Here is a 3,170-nt window from a genome sequence, read left to right as displayed (position 1 = left end):
TTCCCTCCACGAAGCTCTTACGATATAAATTAATAGAAAAAGTGGTTGGAATAGAGATTAGACGGGCTATAATGCGGCGCAACAAATGCACTCGTAGCTCAGCTGGATAGAGTACTCGGCTACGAACCGAGCGGTCACAGGTTCGAATCCTGTCGAGTGCACCATTTAAGAGTTAGTTGCAGCAATGTAAATGACTTGGCTTCAACCAGATGTGATCTGGTCTAAAAACACAAATGCACTCGTAGCTCAGCTGGATAGAGTACTCGGCTACGAACCGAGCGGTCACAGGTTCGAATCCTGTCGAGTGCACCATATACCGAAAAGCCCGCGTTTATCGCGGGCTTTTTGCTGTCCGGGATTTGGCTTTTTCCTTCACGCATCCCCGTTGATCAAAATCGATTTGTGCCGTTCGGCCTCGCTTGAGGTCGTAACGATACGTTGTCGTTGATGTCCGAATGTTGATCTTGTCTGGCTTGCCTAAAGCGCTTTCGACATCTTGCGCGCTCATCCCTGTGATAACGCGTCGATTGATGATCGCCTGGCGGCGTTGTCTCGCGTCGATCACGTTGCCGCAGATGTGTTCCGCGCCGCCGACAATGCCCGGTGCTCGGCCTCTGGTATTCATACCGGATGTTTCTTCGTGATTGGCTTCAGGCATCACCGCCACGACAGATCCGGGCGAGTAGGGGTGCACTTCCTGCACGGAGAGGTGTTCACCGTGCGCGCAACTCATCGTGGTGAAGGTGATGCTGCCGTCAGGTGCTTCGCAGCGATGCAGGGTGGTGGTGGCCCCGGCGTGCGGTAGGCAGAGCAAATAAGTCAGTACGAAAAAAGATGATTTGAGTGGCATTCGACGTCCTCCATGACGATCTACGCTCAAGGGTAGCCGCTACATTTTGCGCTGCCGGTGTGTTTTCTTTTCAAGATGAGTCGTCGCATTTGCATGGATCAGGATGGCGCTCAGGTTTGTCTCGCAAGCGCTTGTTTCAGCCGTGATTTTTTAACGTATTAAACCGTCAGGCGTGTATCATTGCGCCCGTCAGCCCCGCCGGGGCTTATGGAAAACCTCCATGGACTTACCCAGTAGTTGTTCAGTAACCCGTTTCACCAATCATGAATTGACTGATTGATTCTTCCGGCGTGCCCCGCTGCTGGGAGTGGAGTTCGCCTATGTCCGAAATCGAAGTAAAGAAAACACAGGAAAGCCTGCAGGATCGCCTGGCCCAGGTGGTCGAGCTTTTGCAGCGCCAACGAGTCGTCGAAGACCTGACTCATCGCCAGGAAGGCGCGCACAACGACCGGGTGGAAAACCTGGTTCACCGGCAGAATCTGGTCGAGTTGCAACGCAAACTCGATGATCTGCACTCCGCCGACGTTGCCTACATTCTTGAAGCCTTGCCGCTGGACGATCGTCTGACGCTCTGGCAACTGGTCAAGGCTGATCGCGACGGCGACATTCTTCTCGAAGTATCCGATTCCGTCCGTGAAACGCTGATCGCCGACATGGACGATCACGAGCTCCTGGCTGCGGCCAAGGATATGGACGCCGACGAACTTGCTGACCTGGCTTCCGAGCTGCCGCGAGACGTCGTCCATGGACTGATGGAGAGCCTCGATAACCAGCAGCGTGAGCGCGTGCGTTCGGCCCTGTCTTATGACGAGGAGCAGGTCGGTGCGCTGATGGACTTCGAGATGGTGACGATCCGTGAGGATGTCAGCCTCGAAGTGGTGCTGCGTTACCTGCGCCGTCTCAAAGAGCTGCCGGGCCATACCGACAAACTGTTTGTGGTCGATTACGACGGCGTGCTCAAGGGCGTGCTGCCGATCAAACGTTTGCTGGTCAACGATCCGGACAAACAAGTGGCCGAGGTGATGGCCAGCGACCCGGTGAGTTTCCATCCGGACGAAGACGCCTACGATGCCGCTCAGGCGTTCGAGCGTTATGACTTGATCTCGGCCCCGGTGGTCGACAAGAACGGCAAGCTGATCGGCCGTCTGACCATCGACGAAATGGTCGACCTGATTCGTGAAGAGAGCGAAAACGAAGTCCTCAACATGGCGGGTCTGCGTGAAGAGGAAGACATCTTCGCCTCCGTGTGGAAATCGCTGCGTAACCGTTGGGCGTGGCTGGCAGTCAACCTGATCACCGCGTTTGTTGCGTCCCGTGTGATTGGTCTGTTTGAAGGCTCGATCGAGAAGCTGGTAGCGCTGGCGGCGTTGATGCCGATCGTGGCGGGTATTGGTGGCAACTCCGGTAACCAGACGATCACCATGATCGTTCGCGCCATGGCGCTCGATCAGGTCAGCACCGGCAATACCTCGCGTCTGATGCGCAAGGAACTGGCGGTCGGTTTGATCAACGGCCTGGTCTGGGGCGGGGTGATCGGTGTGGTCGCTTATCTGCTCTACGGCAGTTGGTCATTGGGTGTGGTGATGACGGCGGCGATGACGCTCAACCTGCTGCTGGCAGCGCTGATGGGCGTACTGATCCCGATGACGCTGGCCAAAATGGGCCGCGACCCGGCCATGGGCGCCAGCGTGATGATCACCGCGATGACCGACAGCGGTGGCTTCTTCATCTTCCTCGGGTTGGCGACAATCTTCCTGCTCTGAGCCGCTGCAAACAAAGAGCCCGCCAAATTGGCGGGCTTTTTTGTGCCTGACTGGCAATACAAAACAATTGTGGCGAGGGGATTTATCCCCGTTGGGCTGCGCAGCGGCCCCAAAAAATATTGGGACTGCTGCGCACTCCAGCGGGGATAAATCCCCTCGCCACAGGTACGGTGTTTGATCAGCCAAAACGAAGGCAAAAAAAGCCAGCAATCATGCTGGCTTGAGATATTCGGTGTAGCTCAGGACGCGTCTGCGGCCATCTCGGCGTCGTGGGCGATCAACGACACCAATGCGTTCTGTTGACGGTGCGACAGCTGGCGGAAGCGTTGCAGCAACTCACGTTCGTGAAGCGACAGCTCAGGGCTATCGAGGCGCATGCTTAATTCTTCGCCCAGTGCACCTTCTTGAATAAGGCTCTGTTCAAGGCGCGCGATGATTTCGGAGTTCATGCTGCGATGATGATTGCGAGCCACCTCGGCAATGCGTTCACGCATTCCGTCTGGCAGACGTACGACGAACTTGTCAGCCGTACGGCTGGAATAAATTGCCTGTTTCAC

General features: G+C 56.0%; 3 protein-coding genes and 2 tRNA genes. 3 read left to right on the top strand and 2 right to left on the bottom strand.

The window, feature by feature from the left end:
• Nucleotides 1–87: 87 nt before the first annotated feature.
• Nucleotides 88–164: transfer RNA gene (locus tag ACIP66_RS25840), tRNA-Arg, on the top strand.
• Between the two features lie 71 nt (nucleotides 165–235).
• Nucleotides 236–312: transfer RNA gene (locus ACIP66_RS25835), tRNA-Arg, on the top strand.
• A 19-nt stretch (nucleotides 313–331) separates the two neighbouring features.
• Here the strand turns inward: ACIP66_RS25835 and ACIP66_RS25830 are convergent.
• On the bottom strand, nucleotides 332–850 hold the full coding sequence (locus ACIP66_RS25830) for a cell envelope protein SmpA (RefSeq protein WP_400651877.1): 519 nt from the start codon (nucleotides 848–850) through the stop codon (nucleotides 332–334).
• A 320-nt stretch (nucleotides 851–1,170) separates the two neighbouring features.
• On the opposite strand from ACIP66_RS25830, the gene mgtE reads away from it, so the two are divergent.
• Nucleotides 1,171–2,613, top strand: a complete 1,443-nt coding sequence (gene mgtE / locus ACIP66_RS25825) for a magnesium transporter (protein ID WP_053122849.1) — start codon at nucleotides 1,171–1,173, stop codon at nucleotides 2,611–2,613.
• Between the two features lie 239 nt (nucleotides 2,614–2,852).
• On the opposite strand, the gene ACIP66_RS25820 is transcribed toward mgtE, so the two are convergent.
• Nucleotides 2,853–3,170 (bottom strand): Arc family DNA-binding protein (locus tag ACIP66_RS25820; RefSeq protein ID WP_400651875.1); only part of this gene is annotated, 318 nt, incomplete at its 5' end.

It is taken from the genome of Pseudomonas sp. NPDC088429, assembly GCF_044753305.1.
In the GTDB taxonomy this organism is placed as follows: domain Bacteria; phylum Pseudomonadota; class Gammaproteobacteria; order Pseudomonadales; family Pseudomonadaceae; genus Aquipseudomonas; species Aquipseudomonas rustica.
The sequence above is the reverse complement of the archived record's forward strand: the minus strand, read 5'-3'. Positions and strand labels throughout refer to the sequence as shown.